At 67.9% G+C, this 17,490-nt stretch carries 18 protein-coding genes; 16 read left to right on the top strand and 2 right to left on the bottom strand.

The features are described 5' to 3' along the window. The first annotated feature begins 70 nt into the window (after nt 1-70). The 6 genes from ASD13_RS02495 to ASD13_RS02470 all read left to right on the top strand — a co-directional run bounded on the left by ASD13_RS02495 (nt 71) and on the right by ASD13_RS02470 (nt 4,182). Nucleotides 71-970: a LysR family transcriptional regulator ArgP gene (locus tag ASD13_RS02495; protein ID WP_055865468.1), complete on the top strand. Its 900-nt coding sequence runs from the start codon at nt 71-73 to the stop codon at nt 968-970. 177 nt (nt 971-1,147) lie between these two features. Then, nucleotides 1,148-1,768 (top strand): SipW-dependent-type signal peptide-containing protein, encoded by a 621-nt coding sequence (locus tag ASD13_RS02490; protein WP_055865465.1) that lies wholly within the window; start codon nt 1,148-1,150, stop codon nt 1,766-1,768. 7 nt (nt 1,769-1,775) lie between these two features. Next, nucleotides 1,776-2,393, top strand: a complete 618-nt coding sequence (locus ASD13_RS02485; RefSeq protein ID WP_055865460.1) for a SipW-dependent-type signal peptide-containing protein — start codon at nt 1,776-1,778, stop codon at nt 2,391-2,393. A 39-nt stretch (nt 2,394-2,432) separates the two neighbouring features. After that, nucleotides 2,433-3,050: a signal peptidase I gene (locus ASD13_RS02480; RefSeq protein ID WP_055865458.1), complete on the top strand. Its 618-nt coding sequence runs from the start codon at nt 2,433-2,435 to the stop codon at nt 3,048-3,050. Then, nucleotides 3,047-3,685 (top strand): hypothetical protein, encoded by a 639-nt coding sequence (locus tag ASD13_RS02475; protein WP_055865455.1) that lies wholly within the window; start codon nt 3,047-3,049, stop codon nt 3,683-3,685. Before ASD13_RS02480 ends, ASD13_RS02475 begins: the two co-directional genes overlap by 4 nt. Beyond that, nucleotides 3,682-4,182, top strand: a complete 501-nt coding sequence (locus ASD13_RS02470) for a hypothetical protein (RefSeq protein WP_055865452.1) — start codon at nt 3,682-3,684, stop codon at nt 4,180-4,182. The genes ASD13_RS02475 and ASD13_RS02470 overlap by 4 nt, the downstream gene beginning before the upstream one ends. 29 nt (nt 4,183-4,211) lie before the next feature. Here ASD13_RS02470 and ASD13_RS02465 read toward each other — a convergent pair whose 3' ends face one another. Further along, on the bottom strand, nt 4,212-4,892 hold the full coding sequence (locus tag ASD13_RS02465) for a YqaJ viral recombinase family protein (RefSeq protein ID WP_017829132.1): 681 nt from the start codon (nt 4,890-4,892) through the stop codon (nt 4,212-4,214). Between the two features lie 318 nt (nt 4,893-5,210). Here ASD13_RS02465 and ASD13_RS02460 point away from each other — a divergent pair, with 318 nt between their 5' ends. The 3 genes from ASD13_RS02460 to rplL all read left to right on the top strand — a co-directional run bounded on the left by ASD13_RS02460 (nt 5,211) and on the right by rplL (nt 7,644). After that, nucleotides 5,211-6,188: a hypothetical protein gene (locus ASD13_RS02460; protein ID WP_055865449.1), complete on the top strand. Its 978-nt coding sequence runs from the start codon at nt 5,211-5,213 to the stop codon at nt 6,186-6,188. Nucleotides 6,189-6,723: 535 nt separating this feature from the next. Continuing rightward, the gene (rplJ, locus tag ASD13_RS02455) at nt 6,724-7,212 is read left to right on the top strand and encodes a 50S ribosomal protein L10 (RefSeq protein WP_017829129.1); all 489 of its coding nucleotides are present in this window, start codon (nt 6,724-6,726) and stop codon (nt 7,210-7,212) included. Between the two features lie 48 nt (nt 7,213-7,260). Then, nucleotides 7,261-7,644 carry a 50S ribosomal protein L7/L12 gene (gene rplL / locus ASD13_RS02450; protein WP_017829128.1) on the top strand — a complete coding sequence of 128 codons (384 nt, stop codon included), beginning with the start codon at nt 7,261-7,263 and terminating at the stop codon, nt 7,642-7,644. A 106-nt stretch (nt 7,645-7,750) separates the two neighbouring features. Here rplL and ASD13_RS02445 read toward each other — a convergent pair whose 3' ends face one another. Further along, nucleotides 7,751-8,755 carry a LacI family DNA-binding transcriptional regulator gene (locus ASD13_RS02445; protein ID WP_055865446.1) on the bottom strand — a complete coding sequence of 335 codons (1,005 nt, stop codon included), beginning with the start codon at nt 8,753-8,755 and terminating at the stop codon, nt 7,751-7,753. A 287-nt stretch (nt 8,756-9,042) separates the two neighbouring features. On the opposite strand from ASD13_RS02445, the gene ASD13_RS02440 reads away from it, so the two are divergent. The 7 genes from ASD13_RS02440 (at nt 9,043) to ASD13_RS02410 (ending at nt 17,473) form a co-directional block, all read left to right on the top strand. Then, nucleotides 9,043-10,359, top strand: a complete 1,317-nt coding sequence (locus ASD13_RS02440; protein ID WP_055865444.1) for an ABC transporter substrate-binding protein — start codon at nt 9,043-9,045, stop codon at nt 10,357-10,359. Between the two features lie 102 nt (nt 10,360-10,461). Further along, nucleotides 10,462-11,601, top strand: coding sequence for a carbohydrate ABC transporter permease (locus ASD13_RS02435; RefSeq protein WP_200942436.1), 1,140 nt, complete (start codon nt 10,462-10,464; stop codon nt 11,599-11,601). Then, nucleotides 11,598-12,560, top strand: a complete 963-nt coding sequence (locus ASD13_RS02430; RefSeq protein WP_055865437.1) for a carbohydrate ABC transporter permease — start codon at nt 11,598-11,600, stop codon at nt 12,558-12,560. Before ASD13_RS02435 ends, ASD13_RS02430 begins: the two co-directional genes overlap by 4 nt. 94 nt (nt 12,561-12,654) lie before the next feature. Further along, nucleotides 12,655-14,031, top strand: coding sequence for a cystathionine beta-synthase (locus ASD13_RS02425; RefSeq protein WP_055865435.1), 1,377 nt, complete (start codon nt 12,655-12,657; stop codon nt 14,029-14,031). 67 nt (nt 14,032-14,098) lie between these two features. Beyond that, nucleotides 14,099-15,253, top strand: a complete 1,155-nt coding sequence (locus tag ASD13_RS02420; RefSeq protein WP_055865432.1) for a cystathionine gamma-synthase — start codon at nt 14,099-14,101, stop codon at nt 15,251-15,253. A 128-nt stretch (nt 15,254-15,381) separates the two neighbouring features. Then, on the top strand, nt 15,382-16,812 hold the full coding sequence (locus ASD13_RS02415; protein ID WP_371861282.1) for a multidrug effflux MFS transporter: 1,431 nt from the start codon (nt 15,382-15,384) through the stop codon (nt 16,810-16,812). Between the two features lie 31 nt (nt 16,813-16,843). Then, on the top strand, nt 16,844-17,473 hold the full coding sequence (locus ASD13_RS02410; RefSeq protein WP_055865430.1) for a phosphatase PAP2 family protein: 630 nt from the start codon (nt 16,844-16,846) through the stop codon (nt 17,471-17,473). Nucleotides 17,474-17,490 lie beyond the last annotated feature (17 nt).

Below are 17,490 nucleotides of genomic sequence, written 5' to 3'. Positions count from 1 at the left end.
GGGTTCAGCCTAGGAATAGAGATACATGAAGTGAAGCGAAGATTCCTATCGCACCATTAGCATCACTAATGTGCGCATCGATCCGGAACTCGCGACCACCCTCGCCGCGATCGTCGACGAGGGGACGCTGGATGCCGCGTCGAAGCGGCTGCAGATCACCCCTTCGGCAGTGAGTCAGCGGTTGAAGACTCTCGAGCAGCAGCTCGGTCGCATCCTGGTGGTGCGCACCAAGCCCGCACGGCTCACCGAGGCGGGGGAGGCCATCGTGCGTCTCGCCCGACAGGTCGCGCTCCTGGAGCACGACGCGCTCGTCGGCGTCGGCATCGATGAAGCAGAGGGCAATCGGCGGATCACGATACCTCTCGCGGTGAACGCCGACTCGATGGCCACGTGGTTCCTCGCCCCGCTGGCACGACTCTCCGCCCGACACGACATCGACTTCGACCTGCATCGCGACGATCAGAACTTCACCGCCCGCCTGCTGGAATCGGGCACCGTGATGGCGGCTGTCACGAGTGAGGAGAGCGCCGTCTCCGGGTGCTCGGTGTCGCCTCTCGGCGTGCTCGAATACCGGGCGATGGCCGAGCCGGCATTCGCCGCGCGCTGGTTCCCGGAGGGAGCGACCGAGAGCGCCCTGTCTGCGGCGCCGTTCGTCGACTTCGATCGCAGGGACACCCTGCAACACGAATGGCTCAGGGAGATGTCGGTGGCGCAGGAGGGAGTGCCCCGGCACTACGTCCCCGCATCCCACGACTACGCCCTCGCCGTCACGCTCGGGCTCGGCTGGGGCATGGTCCCGGTGCTCCAGGAATCGAGCGGGCTCGTTCCTCTGGGCGGACCGACCCTTCGCGTGCAACTGTTCTGGCAGCAGTGGAACCTGCGCTCGGACCTGCTCGACACCATCGCCGCGGAGATCGCCGCCGAGGCGCGACGGGTTCTCGGCGGCGCCCCGGCCCGTCGATCGCGATAGGGCACGGCGGGCGAGGAGTCGATTCTGCGCGGGATGATCGAATCTCGTGCGCGAAATCGCCTTGTTCTGCGGATGGGGCAAYGAGAGGATGGCGCAAACGCGCAGATGCGGGGTCGTTGAGGGGCGACCGGAACACAGGCATTCGCGTGACTCACGAATTCCTGAGGGGGAAGCGACATGGCAACCAAGGCAACCCAGCGCAAGGTGCTGGCGGTACTGGCGGGCGGGCTCGTTCTCGGCGTCGGCACCGCCGTGACGCTCGCGGCCTGGAACGACTCCGAGTTCGCGAACGGCACGTTCACCGCCGGCGCGTTCAATCTGCAGGGCTCTACCGACGGCACCGCGTATGCCGATCACGACTCGGCCGGCAGCGCGGCTACTCTCGCGTTCACCCTGCCGGCCGGACTCGTGGGCAACATGTCGCCGACCAGCTCGGTCTATGCCGGGTTCTGGGTGCGTCTCGCAGCCGGCACCACCAGCGGCGCCGATCTCGTCGCCGATGGCACCACGGCCGATGCCGCGGCCACGTCGAACTCCGACCACCTGTCGTACTCGATCTATCAGTTGGCGCCGGGAGCGACCTGTGATGCGGCATCCGCGACAGGAACACCGGTGGCGACCGGGACGACACTCGACCTCCAGACCGGCGTCACCACCGTGCCGCTCACCGCGGGGGCGACCTCCACGGATCCGGGGACGGCCGTGCAGCTGTGCTTCAAAGTGACGGCGGACGCCGCGCTCGAACCGAGCCTGGTGACCAACGCCACCTGGAAGTTCACGGCCACGTCGACGAACTGAGCATGTGATGATCACCCGCAGAGAAGTGCGGGAGAGGCGGCGGCTGCGCTCTCGTCGACTGCGAGCGGTCCTCGCGGGAGGGCTCGTGCTCGGCATCGGCGTCGCCGCCACGCTTGCCGCCTGGAACGACTCCGAATACGGATCCGCCAGCTTCACGGCCGGGAAGTTCGACATCGTGGGTGCGGTCGACGGAGCCACGTTCTCGAACCACGCGACCGTGGGCACGGCTGCGACGCTGAACTTCCAGCTCGCTCCGACCGCGATGGCACCGGGCAACTCGACCTATGCGCTGTTCAGTGTGAAGACCGCGAACCCGTCGGTGGCGGGAACCGTGCAACTGATCGCGGGAACACCGACAGGCACCGGGCTCGCGGCGCATCTCACGTACGGCGTGCGCACGATCGCCGGAACCACCTGCAACTCGACCACGTATGCGGCAGGGACCGCGGTCGTGGCGGACGGTTCAGCCCTCACCGCGGGCGGCGCGACGACCCAGGCCGTGACGGCGAACGGGGCCGCCCAGGTCAACTACTGCTTCGCGGTGACGCTTCCGCTCGCCGCTCCGAACGCGGCACAGGGGCTGACGATGACGCAGACCTGGCAGTTCCTCGGGACGTCGTCGTAGTCGCAGCAGCGAGAGCAGGCGCACGGAGAGGAGGACGAGATGACGACCCCGACTACACGGCGGAGCCTGCGTGAGGCGGCCCCGTTCCCCGCCCCGGCGGATCCGCACCCGACCGCCGAACACGTGCGCACCCGGCTCCGCCCCGGGCGGCTGATCGGCGACGTGCTGCTCTGGATCGCCGCGGTGGCCGGTACGGTGTGCATCCTGCTCGTCGTGCTCGCATTCACCGCACAGATCACGCTCATCATGTTCCGCACCGGTTCGATGTCGCCGACCATCCCGGCAGGATCCGTGGCCGTGGTGCAGCGCATCCCCGCGGCCGAGATCGGGGTCGGGGACGTGGTGACGGTCGATCGTCCTGGCGAGCTGCCGGTGACGCATCGCATCACCACGATCACGCCGGGACCGAGCGCGCAGGAGCGGGTGATCACGATGCGCGGCGACGCGAATGCCGCAGATGATCCGTTCCCCTACACGGTGTCGTCGGTGCGGAAGGTGCTGTTCTCCGTTCCCGGGATCGCGCTGATCGTCGCCGGGATGGGCGACCCGATCGTGTTGGGAGCGCTGACGGTCGCCGCGACCTCCCTGGTGGTGTGGGCGTTCTGGCCGCGTGGGCAGCGTCGGTCCGCTCACGATCCTGACGGGAGCGGACCATGAGGCGCGCGGTCGCCGTCGTGCTGCTCGCGGTCCTCGCGCTCGCGATGCCGACCGCCGCATGGGCGGCGCCGACGACGCAGGTCATCCAGGGCTCGATCCTCCGTCTCGTCTCGGTCGCCGACTGGGCGGCGGCCGGCAGGCTGCTGCCAGGGCAGCCGGTGGAATGGGACATCGCGGTGAGCGCCGATGCCCCGGATCCGGGAGTCGTGCGGATCGCCGTCAGCGCGACGGGTGAGGCGCAGCTGCTCCTCGACGTCTCGACGTGCCCCGAGGCCTGGACCGAGACAGGATGCCCTGGTGGTGCGACCGCGCTGCGCGTGGGCTGGAGCATCCCGCGCGACGGGGTCGAGGTTCCGCTCACGCAGATGGCGGACACCGAGACGGCCCACCTCCGTCTCTCGATCCTCCTCGATCCCGCAGGGGGCTCGGGTGCCGGCAGCACCGATGTCCGCGTGCACGCGCAGGGGGCAGGCGAGACCGTGATCGCGGGGTCCGGTGGCGGGCTCGCGACGACGGGACTGCCACCGGGAGCCGCGAGTGCCGTCGTGGTCGGAGCGGCGCTCGCGGTGTCGGGTGCGGTGCTCGCGGTCCGCCGTCGCAGAGGCGCGGTGCCCGAGGAGGGGAGGAGGACATGAGGCGCAACGCGCGTGCGCGCATCCTCGCCGGCGTCGTCGGGCTCGCCGTGCTGGTCGGGGTCGGGTCATCGCCCGCCGTGCAGATGACCGACGCCGCCTTCACGGACAGCGAGTACGCCGCCGGGTCGTTCACGGCCGCGACGCTGGCGAAGCCCGTGGTGACCTCGTGCACGGTGACGAGCTTCTTGGGCACCTTCACGGGCTTCACGATCACGTGGACGTCGCCCTATCCGAAGGTGCAGCAGCGCTTCTCCATCAACAACGTCGTCGTGGATAACAACGCCAACGTCACTCAAACCGGATCAGGGCCCTACACGTTCTCGTCCACGATCAGCTCGGGCGTGCTGAACACGTTGCTGGGGAGTCTTCTCGGATCGACCAATGCGGTCAAGGTCGAGGCGACCTACAGCGGAACGTCGTGGACCTCGACTCCGGCGACGCGTTCGCTCTCGGTCGGCGGTCTCCTGGGGCTCGGCGGCAACAACACCTGCACCTGAGCGGTGCGTCGCACCGGTCGGATGCCTCGTCAGTCGGCGAGTGCCAGCGCGCGGAAGGCATCGCGTTCGCGGAGCTGTTCGCGACGGCTGGCGGCGGCATCCGTCATCCGGCTCGGTACCTGCTGGCCGGTGGTGCGTCGGTAGAGCTCATCGATGAGGTCGGTGGCGAGGCCGACGAGCTTCGCGATCTCGCGGTCGTCGCGGTCGATCCAGACGCAGCGCGGCTCATCGTGGATCGGAGCGAAGTCGACGTGCTCCTCCCACACGAACAGGGTCCGTTCGGCTCCGAGCACGTGCTGCTGCCACCAGACCTGGCGCAGGTAGGTGCGGGGGATGCCGCGGAAAGCCTTGTTCGTGGTCTTGATCTCGGCGAGCTTCACACGCCCGTCGGCGTCGACCGCGATGCCATCGGGGGTGGCGAGGTGGCGGTGCTCGACCTCGGCGCGGAACAGCGCCGAGGAGGGGAGGATGCCGTGGGTCGCCGCGACCCATGCGGCGATCTCCGGCTCGCGCCGACGACCGTGATCGGTGTAGGCGTTGCCGCCGAAGCGGGGCCCTCCGCCCAGTTTGGAGTCGGCCGCCCTGGCGATCGACTTCTCCGAGGTCAGTCCTGCCACATCGGTGGCGGTGATGCCTCGCGAGCGCGCCCTCAGCCACGCCACGCGGTCGCGGGAGTCCGCGACGATGCGTGCAGAGAGTTCCGGTGTCACCCTTCGACCCTAACCCCGCCCGCCGACCCTCCCTCCCGTACACGCCGCCCTCACGCGTCCGCCCCTCCCGCATCCGCGTACCCCTCCCGCATCCCAAGGTGGTCGCCGAAACCCACGGTGGTCGCCGAAACCCACGCCCGCAGTCGCGTGGGGGCATGGGTCTCGGCGATAAGCATGGGTCCGGGTGCCGCCAGGCGGTCAGGAGCTCCTCTGCCTGCCGTTCTGCACGGCGGCGATGTGAAGCGACTTGTCCGCACCTCTCGGAAGTTGGAGTCTTCGCGATGCGGGTGGCGCGCGCGACGAGTGAGGATCGAGTTCATGCGCAAGTCCGTCACCATCGAAGAAGCGCGCCGGCTCCTTCTCGCCAGAAGCGATGTGCTCGCTCGAGGGGTATCTGAGCGCGAACTCCGTGCCATGGTCGACAACGGCTCGATCGTGCGAGTGCGTCGCGGCTGGTATGTGGATTCAGCGGAGTGGGAGCAGCTCTGGGCCGAAGGTCGCCATCTGATGAAGGTGCTCGCCGTGCATCGGGAATCCGCCGGCGGTGGTGCCGCATTCTGCTTCGCCTCGGCGGCCGTGATCCACGGACTCCCGCTCTATCGGACTTCGACGACGTACGTTCACGCGGTTCTCGGCCCGACGAGTCGAAGCAGGGTGAAGTGGGGCGTCGCGAGGCACGACCTCACACTTCGTGAGAGCGACCTCGTGGAAGTCGAGGGCATCAGATGCACCTCGCTCGAGAGGACCGTGCTCGATCTGGCGTCCCGGCTCACGCCTGAAGCGGCGATCGCCGTCGCCGACGCGGCGCTGCGGCGCATCGCCGTGCGCAGACACGAGCAGGACCATATCGCCGCCGCAGAGTGGAGGGACGAACTCGGGAGGCGGGCGCAAGCCCTCTCGAACCGGGGCATCCGTCAGGCCCGAGAGGTGATCGCGTTCTCGGATGGCCGCGCCCAGCTTCCTGGAGAGAGCGTGAGTCGTCTGCACCTTCACCGACTCGGGTTCACCGAGGTCGATCTGCAGTCGCGCGTCACCGGACCGCATGGCGAGGACTATCGGCTCGACTTCGCCTTTCGGGGAGCGCAGACGTTCGGCGAGTTCGACGGGCGAGGAAAGTACCTCGATCCGACGTTGCGTACAGGGATGTCGGCGGAGGCCGTGGTGCTCGCGGAGAAGCATCGGGAGGATGCGATTCGCGGTGTCACCGGGTGGCGGATCGTCCGCTGGGGATCCGAGCACCTCGTCACGTCAGATGCTCTCGGCGCGCGGCTCGGTGCGTTCGGCCTCCGCCCCTGATCCCGGGCTTCGAGACCTCTCGTGCGCTGGCCCGCGCCGCGCGCTCCTGTGCGCCACGTCTCCGAGACCCATGTGTGCCGCCGAGGCCCACGCTCGGATGCGTATCCAAGTGTGGGCCTCGGCGGGGAACGTGGGTCTCATCAGGGGGTCTGCTCTCGCGCCATCTCATTACCGAGACCCACGCGTGTCTCCGAGACCCATGCTCGGATGCGTATCCAAGTGTGGGCCTCGGCGGGGAACGTGGGTCTCATCAGGGCGCGTGGGTCGCGTCAGGGGAGGGGGAGAGGGAGAGGGACGGGGGCGAGTGGATTTGGGGGGAGAGGTGCGGGTGGGGTACAGTTATCCCGAACCGAAGACCGCTGGTCATCGTCGTGTGCGAAAGTGCGCAACGATCGAAGCTCTGCACAGCAGGGGCCCGCGCAGGACACGAACTTTCCAAAGCTCCGTGCGCTTGCGCCGGAGCTTTTCTCTTTGCAGGTGGTCCAGGTCGGCGCCTCACCACCGTGCGGCGCCTCGTACACACCAAGGAGTGACCATGGCGCAGAAGGATGCATCGGTCGCCGAGCTCACGAAGTCATTCGAGAACTCGACTGCCGTTCTGCTGACCGAGTACCGCGGTCTGACGGTTGCCCAGCTCAAGGAGCTGCGCAACAGCATCCGTCAGGACGCTGAGTACGCCGTGGTGAAGAACACGCTGACCAAGATCGCCGCCAACAAGGCTGGCATCTCCGCGCTGGACGACGACCTCAAGGGTCCGTCGGCTGTCGCGTTCGTGCACGGTGACTTCGTCGCCACCGCCAAGGCTCTGCGTGACTTCGCCAAGGCCAACCCGCTTCTCGTGATCAAGTCCGGCATCTTCGAGGGCAACGCCCTCACCGCGGACGAGGTCAACAAGTACGCCGCGCTCGAGAGCCGTGAGGTTCTGCTGGCGAAGGCTGCGGGCATGATGAAGGCGACGATGGGCAAGGCTGCCGCCACCATCGATGCTCTTCGCGAAAAGCTGGAGACCGCAGAGGCCGCGTAAGCGACCTGCGATCTCGTCTACAAACCCCATCTATCTAGGAGATACATCATGGCGAAGCTTTCCACCGAGGAACTGCTCGAGCAGTTCGCCGGCCTGACCCTCATCGAGCTCAACGAGTTCGTGAAGGCGTTCGAGGAGAAGTTCGAGGTCACCGCTGCTGCTCCCGTCGCCGTCGCCGGTGCTGCGGGTGGCGCAGGCGCTGCTGAGGCTGAGGAAGAGAAGGACTCCTTCGACGTCATCCTCGAGGCTGCTGGCGACAAGAAGATCCAGGTCATCAAGACCGTCCGCGAGCTCACCTCGCTGGGTCTCGGCGAGGCCAAGGCTGTCGTCGACGGTGCCCCGAAGGCTGTCCTTGAGGGCGCCAACAAGGAGACCGCCGAGAAGGCCAAGGCTGCTCTCGAAGAGGCAGGCGCAACGGTTACCCTCAAGTAATCGCGACGCTCACGCGTTTCTCAACGAAGGCCCCGGGTTCGCCCCGGGGCCTTCGTGCGTTTCCCGCCGGTCTCGCGGCCGCCCCGCATGCCGGAGTGCCGCGATTTCAGCGCGGGGGAGCCGTGGAGCTGCGCACCACGAGGGCGGAGGCCGCGTCGACGAGTTCGAGCGGGGCATCGGGGTGTTCCATTTGCCGCGTCAGCAGGCGCACCGCCTCGTGTCCCTGGTCGCGTGGCGACTGCCCGATCGTGGTCAGGGCGAACATGTCCGCGTGCTCGTGGTCGTCGATGCCGACGACGCTCAGCTCGGTCGGCACGGCGATTCCCAGTCGCCGGGCGGCGATGATCGCGCCGATCGCGGCTTCGTCGCACACCCCGACGATGGCCGTCGGGCGCCGTCGCCGGTCGCCGAGCAGCCCCGCCGCTGCTGTGTAGCCGCCCGGCATGGTCGGGGCGGCGCCGGCCACGCGCGCATGCGCCGCGAGTCCTGCGGCCTGCAGTGCGCCGCGGTACCCCTCGAGACGCTGGGCGTCGCCGAAGCTCAGCTCCGCGGTGTCCGTCGAGCCGCCGACGAAGGCGATGTCGGTGTGTCCGAGTTCGATGAGGTGCTCGGTGGCGATGCGCGCGGCCGCCGTGTCATCGATCGACACGGCGCTCGAGCCGTCGCTGTACGGACCGACGCTGACGAGCGGTCGTCCTGTTCGCTGCAGCCGCTCGAGCTCGTGAGCGCTCGGCTGGATGCCCACGGCGATGATCCCGTCGAAGCGCCTCCCGGGTAGCACGCTCTCGAACAGCCGCTCCCTGGTCTTCGACCCCTCGGGGACGCCGTACAGCGAAAGGTCGTAGTCGAGGGCGAACAGCGACTCCTGCACCCCGGCGAGCAGCTCGGCGAAGAACCACCGGTCCACGGGTGGCATGACGATGCCCACGGTCTGGGTGCGTCCTGTCGCCAGGCTCGTAGCGGAGGAGTGCGCGACATAGGAGAGATCGCGAGCTGCGCTCTCGACGCGCTTCCGGGTCGCCTCCGACACGTATCCGCGGCCGCTCAGGGCGCGACTGGCGGTGGCCTTCGATACGCCTGCACGTGACGCGACATCCGCGATCGTGCTCATCGGTCCTCCTCGACCTGATCACGCGGCCTGCGTGGCCTCGACGCGGGGTGCGCGCCGCGTCACAGCGTAGTCGTCGTCGCCGAAAAAGGGAACCGGTTCCAGGCGCACGGCGAGGGAGCGCTCCCATATTGTCGGGAGCCGGTGCATCGAATGGTTGCGAGCTTGTGACCCTAGCGTGTTGTGCAGGGATGCGGATGGCCAGTAGGTTGGCCTGGAATCGGTTCCCTAACGATGCCCCGGGGTGGCATCGCACAGCCGGGAACCTGTACTCGAAGAGGAGAATTCACATGGCTCTGTCACAGCGTTCCCGGCGTTACGCGCCGCTCGCCCTGCTGGGGGTCGCGGGCATCGCGCTCGCCGGATGTGGGGCTCCGGGTGGGGCACCCGGCACCGACGGGGGTGACGGGGGCGACGCCACCGTCACGATCTACGGCACGATCGTCGATGATGAGGCGAAGCTCCTCCAGGAGTCCTGGAAGGACTGGGCCGACGAGAACGGCATCACGATCAAGTACGAGGGCAGCCAGGACTTCGAGACCCAGCTCGGTACGCGTGCGCAGGGCGGTAACCCGCCGGACATCGCGATCTTCCCGCAGCCGGGTCTGTTCGCCGACTTCGCCAACCGCGACTACCTGAAGCCCGCGCCGGAAGAGGTCGAGAAGAACGCCAACGAGTACTGGACCGAGGACTGGGTCAACTACGGCACGGTCGACGGCACGTTCTACGGTGCGCCGCTGATGGCCAACGTCAAGGGCTGGATCTGGTACTCGCCGGCAAAGTTCGCCGAATGGGGCGTCGAGGTTCCCAAGACGCTCGACGAGATGGGCGCCCTCACCGAGAAGATCCAGGCGACGACCGGCACTCCCGCCTGGTGTGCCGGCTTCGAGTCGGGCACCGCGACCGGATGGCCGGGAACGGACTGGGTCGAGGACTACGTGCTGCGTCAGTCCGGTCCGGACGTCTACGACCAGTGGGTCACCAACGAGGTCAAGTTCACCGACCCGCAGATCAAGCAGGCGTTCGACTCGGTCGGCGAGGTCCTGCTGAACCCGGCCAACGTCAACGCCGGCTTCGGTGACGTGCGCTCGATCAACTCCACCGCGTTCGGTGATGTCGCTCCGAAGCTCGCCGGCGGCGAGTGCGCGCTGACCCACCAGGCCTCGTTCCTCTCGGGCTTCTTCCCCGACGGCACGGAGGTCGCCGAGGACGGCGACGTCTGGGCGTTCATGCTCCCGGGTGAGTCTGCGGATGACTCCGCCGTCACCGGTGCCGGCGAGATCGTCGGAGCGTTCAGCGACTCCGAGGCCACCCAGAAGGTGCTCGCGTACCTGTCCAGCCCCGAGTGGGCGAACAGCCGCGTCAGCCTGGGCGGTGTCACCTCCGCGAACAACGGGCTCGACCCCGCGAACGCGAAGGACCCGATCCTGCAGGAGACCATCAAGATCCTCCAGGACCCGAACACGACGTTCCGCTTCGACGCGTCCGACCTGATGCCGGGTGCTGTCGGCGCCGGCACGTTCTGGAAGGGCATGGTGGCGTGGGTCAACGGCACCCCCACGGACGACGTCCTCACGCAGATCCAGACGGGCTGGCCCGCCAGCTGAGAGAAGAGGAGGGCCGCCCTCTGGGGGGCGGCCCTTCTTCTCTCATGACGCCGCACGTCGATGTGCGGTCGTCGATCCGCTCCGCGTGATGAAGGGGAATCCGTGAACGCGACAATTTTCTTCCAGTGGATCGGCTCGCTCCCGCCGATCCTGCAGGCGGTCGCCGTCGTCATCGCATTCGCGGTGGTCGTGGCGGTCATCCTGCTCCTCGTGGACATCGCTCCACGCAGGGGGGCGCTGTACACCGGCATCCGGCTGGCGATGTGCCTGCTCATCCCGCTCGCCGTGATGTGGTTCTTCAACTCCTACTACTGGGCGATGGGTGTGGCCGTCGCCGTGGGTGCGCTGTTCTTCTGGCTGGACTATCGATCACGCGATGGCGCGGGATACCTGATCCAGCTCGTCGCCTTCATGGCACCGGCGATCCTGCTGCTGCTGGTCGGTTTGATCCTGCCGTCGATCCAGACGATGTACTCGTCGTTCCTGAGCTCGTCGGGCAAGGACTTCGTCGGGTTCGCCAACTATCTGTGGATCTTCACGCAGTCCGACGGCATCACCGCGGTGGTCAACACGATCATCTGGGTGCTCGTGGTCCCCACCGTCTCGACGATCGTCGGTCTGGCTTACGCGGTGTTCATCGATCGCACCCGCGGCGAGAAGATCTACAAGGTCCTCGTCTTCATGCCGATGGCCATCTCGTTCGTTGGCGCCGGCATCATCTGGCGCTTCATGTACGAGTACCGCGGGCCCCAGTTCGAGCAGATCGGACTCCTCAACCAGATCATGGTGTGGTTCGGGGGCGAGCCGCAGCAGTGGCTGCTGAACGAGCCGTGGAACACTCTGTTCCTCATCGTCGTGCTCATCTGGGTGCAGACCGGTTTCGCGATGGTGCTGCTGTCGGCGTCGATCAAGGGTGTGCCGCAGGAGCTTCTCGAGGCGGCGGAACTCGACGGTGCGAACGCCTGGGAGCGGTTCGTCTCGGTGACCGTCCCGTCCATCCGGCCCGCTCTGATCGTGGTGCTGACCACGATCTCCATCGCCTCTCTCAAGGTGTTCGACATCGTGCGGACGATGACCGCCGGCAACTACGGAACCTCGGTGCTCGCGAACGAGATGTACACGCAGTTCTCGAAGTTCGAGGCCGGCCGCAGCGCCGCGCTCTCCGTCATCCTGTTCATCCTGGTGCTGCCGATCGTCATCTACAACGCACGCCAGATCAAGAAGCAGCGGGAGATCCGATGACCGACACCGTGAAGTCCGAAACCGCTGTCAGCACGCGAGCGATCACGACCGGAGGCGGCCTCGACGGCGCCGCAGGGCGCACTCGCAAGAAGCTGTCGCGCCCCTGGGCATCCGTCGCCTCCATCCTGATCGCGGTGCTGTGGACCCTTCCGACGCTGGGGCTGTTCATCTCCTCGTTCCGTCCTCGCGATCAGATCCAGTCGACCGGTTGGTGGACGTTCTTCTCCGACCCGCAGGTGACGATCGAGAACTATGTCGACGTGCTGCAGTCCGGCACGACCCAGCTGACCATCCTCGAATCGTTCATCAACTCCATCGCGATCACCATCCCGGCGACGCTGGTGCCGTTGATGATCGCGTCGATGGCCGCGTACGCCTTCGCATGGATCGACTTCAAGGGCCGCAACGCGCTGTTCATCTTCGTGTTCGCCCTGCAGATCGTGCCGATCCAGATGGCGCTGGTGCCGCTGCTGAGCTCGTTCTCCCGAGGCATCAACCTCTTCGGGCTGCAGGTCACGACACCGCTGGATGCGTCCTCGGGCTACGCGCAGGTGTGGATCGCGCACACCATGTTCGCGCTGCCGCTGGCGATCTACCTCCTGCACAACTTCATGTCGGAGATCCCGGGGGAGATCATCGAGGCGGCACGCGTCGACGGCGCCTCCCGCGGACAGATCTTCTTCCGCGTGGTGCTGCCCCTGACGATGCCGGCGATCGCGTCCGTCGCGATCTTCCAGTTCCTGTGGGTGTGGAACGACCTGCTCGTCGGACTGGTGTTCGCCGACGGCGCCGCGGCGCCGATCACGAAGCTGCTCGCCGAGATCACGGGCACGAGAGGAAACGACTGGTACCTGCTCACGGCGGGCGCCTTCGTCTCGATCATCGTGCCGCTGATCGTGTTCTTCGCCCTGCAGCGCTACTTCGTCCGCGGCCTGCTGGCCGGATCGACGAAGGGCTGATCTTCGAGAGACGACGGGGGCCTTTCGAGGACGGATGCCGCGGTCGGGTGCAACACATCCCCGGCCGCGGCATCCGCGCGTCTACCCTGAAGTCATGAAGTACGCAGACTCCATCGTGGACCTCGTCGGCGACACGCCCCTCGTGAAGCTCCAGCACGTCACCGAGGGCGTCGCGTGCACGGTGCTCGTCAAGCTCGAGTACATGAACCCCGGCGGCTCTTCGAAAGACCGCATCGCCGCGCGCATCATCGACGCCGCCGAGGCATCGGGCGATCTGAAGCCCGGGGGCACGATCGTCGAACCCACCAGCGGCAACACCGGCGTGGGCCTGGCGCTGGTCGCGCAGCAGCGTGGCTACAAGTGCGTGTTCGTGCTGCCGGACAAGGTCGGTGAGGACAAGATCGACGTGCTGCGGGCCTACGGCGCGGACGTCGTGGTCACTCCGACGTCGGTCTCTCCCGACAGCCCGGAGTCGTACTACAGCGTGAGCGACCGACTGGCCAGGGAGATCCCCGGGGCGTTCAAGCCGAACCAGTACGAGAACCCGAACGGTCCGCGCAGCCACTACGAGACCACGGGACCGGAGATCTGGCGCGACACCGACGGCGAGGTCACGCACTTCGTGGCGGGCGTCGGCACGGGCGGCACGATCACGGGGACGGGCCGATACCTGCGTGAGATCTCGGAAGGACGGGTGCGGATCGTCGGCGTCGACCCGGAAGGCAGCGTCTACAGCGGCGGCACCGGGAGGCCGTACCTCGTGGAGGGCGTGGGCGAGGACATCTGGCCCGGCGCGTATGATCCGACGGTGCCGCATGAGATCGTCGCGGTCGACGATGCCGAGTCCTTCGCGATGACGCGGCGCCTCGCGCGCGAGGAGGGAATCCTCGTCGGCGGGTCGAGCGGCATGGCCGTCGTCGGTGCGCTGCGCGTGGCGCGGGAGCTGCCGGCGGACGCTGTGATGGTGGTGCTGCTTCCCGACGGAGGGCGCGGCTACCTGGGGAAGATCTTCAACGACGGATGGATGCGCTCCTACGGCTTCAGCGAGGTGGAGGACGGGGAGACCGTCGCCGACGTGCTCGCAGCTCGTCCGACCCGGCAGGGCACCGCAATCCCCGACCTCGTGCACGCCCACCCGACCGACACGGTGCTCGAGGCGATCGGCATCATGACCGAGTACGACGTCTCGCAGCTGGTCGTGCTCAGCGCCGAACCGCCGGTCATGATGGGCGAGGTGGTCGGCACGGTCGACGAGAAAGGGCTGCTCGATCTGCTGTTCCGTGGCGAGGCGAATGCGGCCGATGCCGTCGGCGCGCACGTGGGGGAGCGGCTTCCGCTCGTCGGCATCCACACCTCGGTCGCGCAGGCCAAGGCCGCGCTCGCCGACGCCGACGCGCTTCTGGTGACCGAGGACGGCAAGCCTCACACGGTCCTGACGCGTCAGGACCTGCTGGCGTATCTGTCGCGCTGAGCCGATGCCCCGACCCGGGGCGTAACCGGGAGGCCGTCCCCGCGAGGGCGGACGTAGGCTGAGGGGCATGTCCGATCACGCCTTCGCCACCCGAGCCATCCACGCAGGACAAGCGCCAGACCCCGTCACGGGCGCGATCATCCCGCCGATCTACCAGTCCTCGACGCATGTGCAGGACAGCGTCGGCGGTCTGCGCGGCGGATACGAGTACAACCGTGCGGGCAACCCGACGCGTTCCTCGCTCGAGACGCAGCTCGCGACCCTGGAAGGGGGTGCGAGCGCGCTGTCGTTCGCATCCGGACTCGCCGCCGAGGATGCACTGCTGCGCGGGATCCTCAAGCCGGGTGACCACATCCTCCTGGGCAACGACGTGTACGGCGGCACGTACCGGCTGCTCACCCGCGTGCTCGCTCCCTGGGGCATCGAGACCACGACGGTCGAGCTCTCCGACGTCGATGCCCTCCGTGCGGCGATCCGTCCCGAGACGAAGGTCGTGTGGCTGGAGACGCCGAGCAATCCGCTCCTGAAGATCGTCGACATCGCCCTGATCGCCGAGATCGCGCACGCGGCCGGTCTGATCGTCGTCGTGGACAACACCTTCGCCTCGCCGGCGCTGCAGCAGCCGCTCGCGCTCGGCGCCGATGTGGTCGTGCACTCCACGACCAAGTACCTGGGCGGGCACTCGGATGTGCTCGGCGGCACGGTCGTGTTCGCCGACGACCGCTTCTTCGACCAGGTCAAGTTCCAGCAGTTCGCGGTCGGTGCCGTCTCTGCGCCGCTGGATGCCTGGCTGACCACTCGCGGCATCAAGACCCTGGCGCTGCGGATGCGGCAGCACTCCGAGAACGCGCAGGCCATCGCCGAGTGGGCGCAGGAGCGTCCGGAGTTCGCGCAGGTGTACTTCCCCGGGCTGCCCTCGCACCCCGGCCACGAGATCGCCGCGAAGCAGATGAGCGGATTCGGCGGGATGCTGTCGTTCGGGCTCGCCGCGGGAGCCGACACGGCACGGGCGTTCGTCGAGAGCACCTCGCTGTTCCAGCTCGCCGAGTCGCTGGGCGGCGTCGAGTCGCTCATCGGGTACCCGCCGGACATGACGCATGCCTCCGTGCGCGGCACCGAGCTCGCGGTCCCGGAGAACATCGTGCGGCTCTCGGTCGGCATCGAAGACGTGAGCGATCTGATCGCCGACCTCGAGCAGGCGCTCGACCGCGTCTCCCGCTGACCGCGCGAGACGCGGTATCCGAGACGCATCCCGCGCAGCTGCCAGGGTGCGTCTCGGATCTGTGGCGGTCGGAGGAGGGCAGAGCGGCGGTAACATAGGGGCTTCCCCAGGTCGAATCGATTCGACCCATGTACTCCCCCGAACTCTGGAAGGACGTCGTGTCCGACGCTCCCCGCACTGATTCCCTCCCCGTCGTGAAGGCGGACGATTCCGCCGCCGACGCGCAGCAGGCCCCGCAGCCGGAGCGCACCGCGACGGGAAGCATCCGCATCCCGAGCGCGACCGGCGCGATCCGCACACTCGGCGCGAACCCCGCGACCGCTCCGGTCATGCTGCACCCCGGAGATGCCATCTCCCTCGGCCGCCGGACGCTGTACATCATCCTGCTCGGCGCGCTCACGGCTCTCGGCCCGTTCACGATCGACCTGTACCTCCCGGCATTCCCGGTGCTGGAGGAGGACTTCCAGACCACGGCCGCCGCGATCCAGCTGACCCTGACCGGGACGATGATCGGGTTCGCGCTCGGTCAGCTCGTGGTCGGACCGCTCAGTGACAAGGTCGGGCGTCGGGTGCCGCTCATCGCGGTCACCGCGCTGCACGTGCTCGCCAGCGTCGGGGCTGCCTTCGCGCCGGACCTCGGACTGCTCAGCGTCGCCCGCGTGCTCATGGGCGTGGGAGCGGCGGCCGGTGGCGTCGTGGCCATGGCGATCGTGCGCGACCTGTTCGGCGGGCGGCGACTGGTCGTCATGCTCTCGCGCCTCGCCCTGGTCTCGGGTGTGGCTCCGGTCATCGCGCCCCTGATCGGCTCGTGGCTGCTCACGCTCATGCCCTGGCGTGGGATCTTCGGCGTGCTCGCCGCCTACGGCGTGGTGATGCTGCTGTCGACGATCCTGTTCATCCCGGAGACCCTGCCCGTCGCACGTCGCCAGGGCCGGGGAGGGGCGACCATGCTGCAGCGGTACCGCTCCGTGCTCTCGGACCGGGTGTTCCTCGGCGTGCTCGTGATCGGCGGGATGACCTTCTCCGGCCTGTTCTCCTACCTGTCGGCATCGCCGTTCCTGTTCCAGGTGACGCACGGGCTCGATGCGCAGCAGTACGGTCTGCTGTTCGCCGTGAACTCGCTCGGTGTCGTCTTCGGCGTGCAGACCGCGTCCCGACTCGCCGCGCGCTTCGGGCCGCAGTGGGTCATGGCCTACTCGACCGCGGTGCTGCTGCTCGCCGGAGTCGCGATCATCGTCACCGATCAGCTCGGCCTCGGGTTGTGGGGCACGGTGATCCCACTGTTCGTGTTCATGACCGCGTGCGGATTCACGTTCCCGAACGTGCAGGTGCTGGCGCTCGACCGTCACGGAAAGGCCGCAGGAACCGCGGCGTCCATCATCGGCGCGACGAACTTCGGCGTCGCCGGCCTCATCTCGCCCGTCGTCGGATGGCTCTCGCACGACGCCGGGATCACCGCGACGACCATGGCCTCCGTCATGGTCGGATGCGCCGCGATCGGCATCCTGTCGCTCTGGTTCGTCGTGCGTCCGCGCACGGTCGGGATGCTCGCTCCCTGAGTGTTCAGGCATCGTCCGACAGAATGGGACGATGAACAGGCGGATGCTGCTGTGGTGGGGAGTGGGCCTCCTCGCGCTCGCGACGGTGCTGGGTGCCGTGGTCGTGTTCGCCTACCCGGCGACCCCCGGGTTCGATCGGTGGTGGAACGACACGATCGCCGGGGCCCGTGCGGACTGGATGGTCGACTTCGCCCTCGCGCTGAACTGGGTCGGTGGCGGCTGGGTCGCCATCCTCGGAGTGCCGCTGCTGACGATCCTGGTCCTCGTGATCGCACGGCGGTGGCGTGGTGCGCTGTTCGCCGCTCTCTGCTTCGCCGCGAGTGCCGCCGGTGTGCAGCTGCTCAAGCAGCTCTTCGGGCGTGCGCGGCCCGACGACATGCTGGTGGTGAGCGACTACGGCTCGTTCCCTTCCGGTCACACCGCGAACGCCGCGACGATCGCGCTGGTGCTCTGGGTGCTCTTCCCGCGGGTCTGGGTCGCGATCGTCGGGGCGGCATGGGTGCTCGCGATGGCGCTCTCGCGCACCTTCCTCTCGGTGCACTGGGCGACCGACACCCTCGGCGGTGCGCTGGTCGGCGCCGGTGTCGTGCTGGTGCTCGCCGCCTGGCTGCTCCCGTGGGTGCAGCGCAACAGAGTCGCGGTCGAGGCGCCGATAGGCTGACAGGACCCGTTCCCTCC

It is taken from the genome of Microbacterium sp. Root1433D1, assembly GCF_001426835.1.
In the GTDB taxonomy this organism is placed as follows: Bacteria; Actinomycetota; Actinomycetes; order Actinomycetales; family Microbacteriaceae; genus Microbacterium; species Microbacterium maritypicum.
This window is presented reverse-complemented; position numbering and strand designations above follow the sequence as displayed.

Coding starts and splice junctions, on each gene's coding strand:
- ASD13_RS02490 (WP_055865465.1), top strand. CDS start 1,148: ATGGCAACCAAGGCAACCCAGCGCAAGGTGCTGGCGGTACTGGCGGGC.
- ASD13_RS02485 (WP_055865460.1), top strand. CDS start 1,776: ATGATCACCCGCAGAGAAGTGCGGGAGAGGCGGCGGCTGCGCTCTCGT.
- ASD13_RS02480 (WP_055865458.1), top strand. CDS start 2,433: ATGACGACCCCGACTACACGGCGGAGCCTGCGTGAGGCGGCCCCGTTC.
- ASD13_RS02475 (WP_055865455.1), top strand. CDS start 3,047: ATGAGGCGCGCGGTCGCCGTCGTGCTGCTCGCGGTCCTCGCGCTCGCG.
- ASD13_RS02470 (WP_055865452.1), top strand. CDS start 3,682: ATGAGGCGCAACGCGCGTGCGCGCATCCTCGCCGGCGTCGTCGGGCTC.
- ASD13_RS02460 (WP_055865449.1), top strand. CDS start 5,211: ATGCGCAAGTCCGTCACCATCGAAGAAGCGCGCCGGCTCCTTCTCGCC.
- rplJ (WP_017829129.1), top strand. CDS start 6,724: ATGGCGCAGAAGGATGCATCGGTCGCCGAGCTCACGAAGTCATTCGAG.
- rplL (WP_017829128.1), top strand. CDS start 7,261: ATGGCGAAGCTTTCCACCGAGGAACTGCTCGAGCAGTTCGCCGGCCTG.
- ASD13_RS02445 (WP_055865446.1), bottom strand. CDS start 8,755: ATGAGCACGATCGCGGATGTCGCGTCACGTGCAGGCGTATCGAAGGCC.
- ASD13_RS02440 (WP_055865444.1), top strand. CDS start 9,043: ATGGCTCTGTCACAGCGTTCCCGGCGTTACGCGCCGCTCGCCCTGCTG.
- ASD13_RS02430 (WP_055865437.1), top strand. CDS start 11,598: ATGACCGACACCGTGAAGTCCGAAACCGCTGTCAGCACGCGAGCGATC.
- ASD13_RS02425 (WP_055865435.1), top strand. CDS start 12,655: ATGAAGTACGCAGACTCCATCGTGGACCTCGTCGGCGACACGCCCCTC.
- ASD13_RS02420 (WP_055865432.1), top strand. CDS start 14,099: ATGTCCGATCACGCCTTCGCCACCCGAGCCATCCACGCAGGACAAGCG.
- ASD13_RS02415 (WP_371861282.1), top strand. CDS start 15,382: ATGTACTCCCCCGAACTCTGGAAGGACGTCGTGTCCGACGCTCCCCGC.
- ASD13_RS02410 (WP_055865430.1), top strand. CDS start 16,844: ATGAACAGGCGGATGCTGCTGTGGTGGGGAGTGGGCCTCCTCGCGCTC.